Source organism: Sphingomonas bacterium, from assembly GCF_903643035.1.
Classification (GTDB): Bacteria; Pseudomonadota; Alphaproteobacteria; order Sphingomonadales; family Sphingomonadaceae; genus Sphingomonas.
Window position 1 is genome coordinate 1 of record NZ_CAHJWW010000286.1, and the last position, 3,409, is coordinate 3,409.

At 71.3% G+C, this 3,409-nt stretch carries 3 protein-coding genes and 1 pseudogene; 1 reads left to right on the forward strand and 3 read right to left on the reverse strand.

Translation table 11 applies throughout. The features are described from left to right. Window positions 1-809, forward strand: a pseudogene (locus HUV01_RS13925) (cell wall hydrolase); the annotation flags it as partial. Here the strand turns inward: HUV01_RS13925 and HUV01_RS13930 are convergent. The 3 genes from HUV01_RS13930 to HUV01_RS13940 form a co-directional block, all read right to left on the reverse strand. Then, window positions 772-2,580, reverse strand: a complete 1,809-nt coding sequence (locus HUV01_RS13930; protein ID WP_174298815.1) for an acyl-CoA dehydrogenase C-terminal domain-containing protein — start codon at window positions 2,578-2,580, stop codon at window positions 772-774. The pseudogene HUV01_RS13925 and the gene HUV01_RS13930 overlap by 38 nt on opposite strands. Beyond that, a complete protein-coding gene (locus HUV01_RS13935) occupies window positions 2,567-2,992 on the reverse strand; it encodes a MerR family transcriptional regulator (RefSeq protein WP_174298816.1) in 426 nt (141 codons plus the stop codon). The genes HUV01_RS13930 and HUV01_RS13935 overlap by 14 nt, the downstream gene beginning before the upstream one ends. A 31-nt stretch (window positions 2,993-3,023) precedes the next feature. Beyond that, window positions 3,024-3,409 (reverse strand): hypothetical protein (locus tag HUV01_RS13940; RefSeq protein ID WP_174298817.1); only part of this gene is annotated, 386 nt, incomplete at its 5' end.

The window sequence follows — 3,409 nt, forward strand, 5'->3', positions numbered from 1 at the left end:
CGGGCGGCGTGGACCGCGCGGTCGGCTATGCCACGCACTACCACACCGACTGGATAGTGCCGTACTGGCAGGCGAGCCTCGACAAGGTCGTCGCGGTGCATACCCAGCTGTTCTATCGCTGGTCGGGGTGGTGGGGAACGCCGCCGGCGTTCAGCCGTCGCGCCGATACGGTCGAGCCGGTGATACCGTCGCTGGCCTTCCTGTCCGGCGCGCACCGGTTCGGCATGCCGCCGGCCGGCTTCCTTCCCGATCCGGCGCTGGCGGGCGACGCGCCCGTCGGCGCGGTCGATCCGTCGGCGCTCGCCCAGGCGAACGGAGAGTTCCTGGTGACGCTGCCCGCCGGCCTGGCCGCGGCGCACTGGCCCGCGTTCGCCGATCGGCTTTGCGGAGCTCACGAGCGATGTCTGGTGATGGCGTGGCGCGACAAGGCGCACACGGCGGCGACGCTGCCGCTGGAGCTGACCCAGATCGCGGCGATGCAGTTCAGCTATGTCCGGGATCGGGCGTTCGGGATCGACCGGCCGCTGTGGAACTGCCGCGACGCACCGCAACCCGATCCGCACAGGTGCATGAAGCGCCAGATGCTGGTCGGCTATCCCGTTCCCGGCGCCTCCACGCCGTCGATGACGCAGGCGGCGTCGCCTGCGGTCCCGGTCGACCCCGCCGCGACGATCGCGCCGCCCGACCTGTCGGGCATCCGCCGCAAGGCTGTGGTCGAGACGCCCGCGGCGGCTCCCGTGCCGGCGCCGAAGGGCGGCCGCGCGGGCGCCGTCACGCCGCCAGGAACATCTCCGGCGGCAGCGCCATGACCGCCTCCGCGCCGCTCTCGATCTTGCGACGCAGCGCGCCGGTGTCTGGCAGCATCCGCTCGGCATAGAAGCGCGCGGTAACGAGCTTGGCATCCAGGAACGCCGTGCCGAACGCCGCGTCGCCCTCGCGCCTCAACCGGCTCGCGGCCACCGCCATGCGCAGCCACATGAGCCCGACCGCGACAAGGCCCATCAGCTCCATGTAGCTGTACGCGCCGGCGCCGACGTTCTCCGGGTTCTTCATGCCGTTGGTCATGAACCACATCGTCGCCGCCTGAAGGTCGCCCAGCGCGTTGCCCAGCCGCTCCGCGATGTCGGCGGTGGCGGGATCGCCCTTGGCCGCCGCCACTTCCCCGCCCACGATGCGGAAGAACGCCTGCACCGCGCGGCCGCCCTTGTAGGCGAGCTTCCGGCCGACGAGGTCCATCGCCTGCACGCCGTTGGTGCCTTCGTAGATCATCGCGATCCGGGCATCGCGGACATACTGCTCCATGCCCCATTCGGCGACGTAGCCGTGGCCGCCGTACACCTGCTGCGCGGTCGTCGCGACGCGATAGCCGATGTCGGTGCCATAGCCCTTCACGACCGGGATCAGCAGCCCGATCAGGTCCGCCGCCATTCCCGTCGCCTCGGGCGAGCCCGCGTCCTCCTCCAGATCGACCTGGAGCGCCCCCCACAGGCACAGCGCGCGCAGGCCCTCGGTCAGCGCCTTGGCCTCCATCAGCATGCGGCGGACGTCGGGGTGGACGAACAGCGTGTCCGCCTTTTCCCCCGGCTCCCTCGCGCCGGCGAGCGCGCGGCCCTGCCGGCGATCGTTCGCATAGGCGGCGGCGTTCTGATAGGCGACCTCCGCGGTGCCCAGGCCCTGAAGCCCGACGCCCAGCCGGGCGGCGTTCATCATCACGAACATCGCCGACAGGCCCTTCATCTCGTCGCCCACCAGCCAGCCGGTCGCGCCGTCATAGTTCATCACGCAGGTCGAGTTGGCGTGGATGCCCATCTTGTGCTCGATCGAGCCGCACGACACCGCGTTGCGGGCGCCCGGCGAGCCGTCGTCGTCGACCAGGACCTTTGGCACCACGAACAGCGATATGCCCTTCGAGCTGTCGGGGGCGCCCGGGGTCTTGGCGAGGACGAGGTGGATGATGTTCTCCGTCAGATCGTGCTCGCCCGACGAGATGAAGATCTTGGTGCCCGTGATCGCCCATGACCCGTCCGCGTTCGGCTCGGCGCGGGTGCGGATCAGGCCGAGGTCGGTGCCGCACTGCGGCTCCGTCAGGTTCATCGTGCCGCCCCACTCGCCCGACACCATCCGGGGGACGTAGGTCGCCTTCTGCGCCTCGGAGCCGGAGGCGATCAGCGCCGCGATCGCGCCGTGGGTCAGGCCCGGATACATGGCGAACGCCATGTTGGACGAGATCATATATTCCTGGAACGCCGTCGAGACGACGTGCGGCATCCCCTGCCCGCCGAACTCGGGCGCGTTGCCCAGCGTCGCCCAGCCGCTGTCGACATACTGGCGATACGCCTCCCTGAAGCCCGCCGGCGTCGTCACGCTGCCGTCGGCATGGCGGGTGCAGCCCTCCTGGTCCCCCGACAGGTTCAGCGGGAACAGCACGTCGGCGACGAAGCGGCCGCCCTCCTCCAGCACCGCGTCGACGACGTCGGGGCTCGCCGCCGCGAAGCCGGGCAGGTCGGCGTAGCGGGGCAGGCCGACGACGTGCTCCAGCACGAACCGGGTGTCGCGGACGGGCGGGTTATAGCTTGGCATGTCGGGCATCCGGATTGCTGGGGGAAGGCGCCGCCTCGATCGCGGCGACGAAGGCGGAAAGCTCGGCGATGGCGGCGTCGATGTCGGAGCGTTGCCCCTCCAGCGCCGCGATCCGCTCGCGGCAGCGGGTGACGGTCAGCCGCCGCTGCGCCGCGCGGCCGTCGCCGACATCGTAGAGGTCGATCAGCTCGCGGATCTCCGCCAGGCTGAACCCCACCCGCTTGCCGCGCAGGATCCAGGCGAGCCTAGCATGGTCGCGGCGCGAATAGACCCGCTGGGTACCGCGCCGCTCCGGGTCGATCAGCCCCTCGTCCTCGTAGAAGCGCAGCGCGCGCGCGGTCACGCCGAATTCGGCCGACAGATCCGATATCGAGAAGGCCGTGCGATCGGCGGTGACGGGACTGGCGGCCATGAAGGCGCGATAGATGGCGTTTACGTAAACGTCAACCGCAGAGGGATCGACCGCTCCTGTCACGTTGCGCCGACGCTTCCGCGATCCCGTCGCCGAGCCGCTCGACCGCAAGCGCGCCCAGCGAGGCGCGGCCGGTGCAGCGTCGATCGCAGCCCGGCGGCAGGTCGGCGGGGAACACGATCCGGTCCCCCTCGAACCGCGCGACGAAACGGCAGTCGCCCTCGCCCTGCCCCAGGTCGACGTCCAGCCGGTCGCCGGTCCGCGCAGCGGTGCCCCGCGCGGTGCAGCCGTGCGCCTCGTCGTAGCGGACGAGCACGCCGATCCGGTATCCGGCGCCTCCCGACGCGGCGGGCACCACGCAGAGCCGGTCCTCGTCGCTCGCATAGAGGCCGGTCGCGCGCGCGCGGCCCGGGGCGG

What these genes read in the sequence shown, in the direction of transcription:
- HUV01_RS13935 (WP_174298816.1), bottom strand. Translation starts at nt 2,992, where the DNA reads ATGGCCGCCAGTCCCGTCACCGCCGATCGCACGGCCTTCTCGATATCG.
- HUV01_RS13930 (WP_174298815.1), bottom strand. Translation starts at nt 2,580, where the DNA reads ATGCCAAGCTATAACCCGCCCGTCCGCGACACCCGGTTCGTGCTGGAG.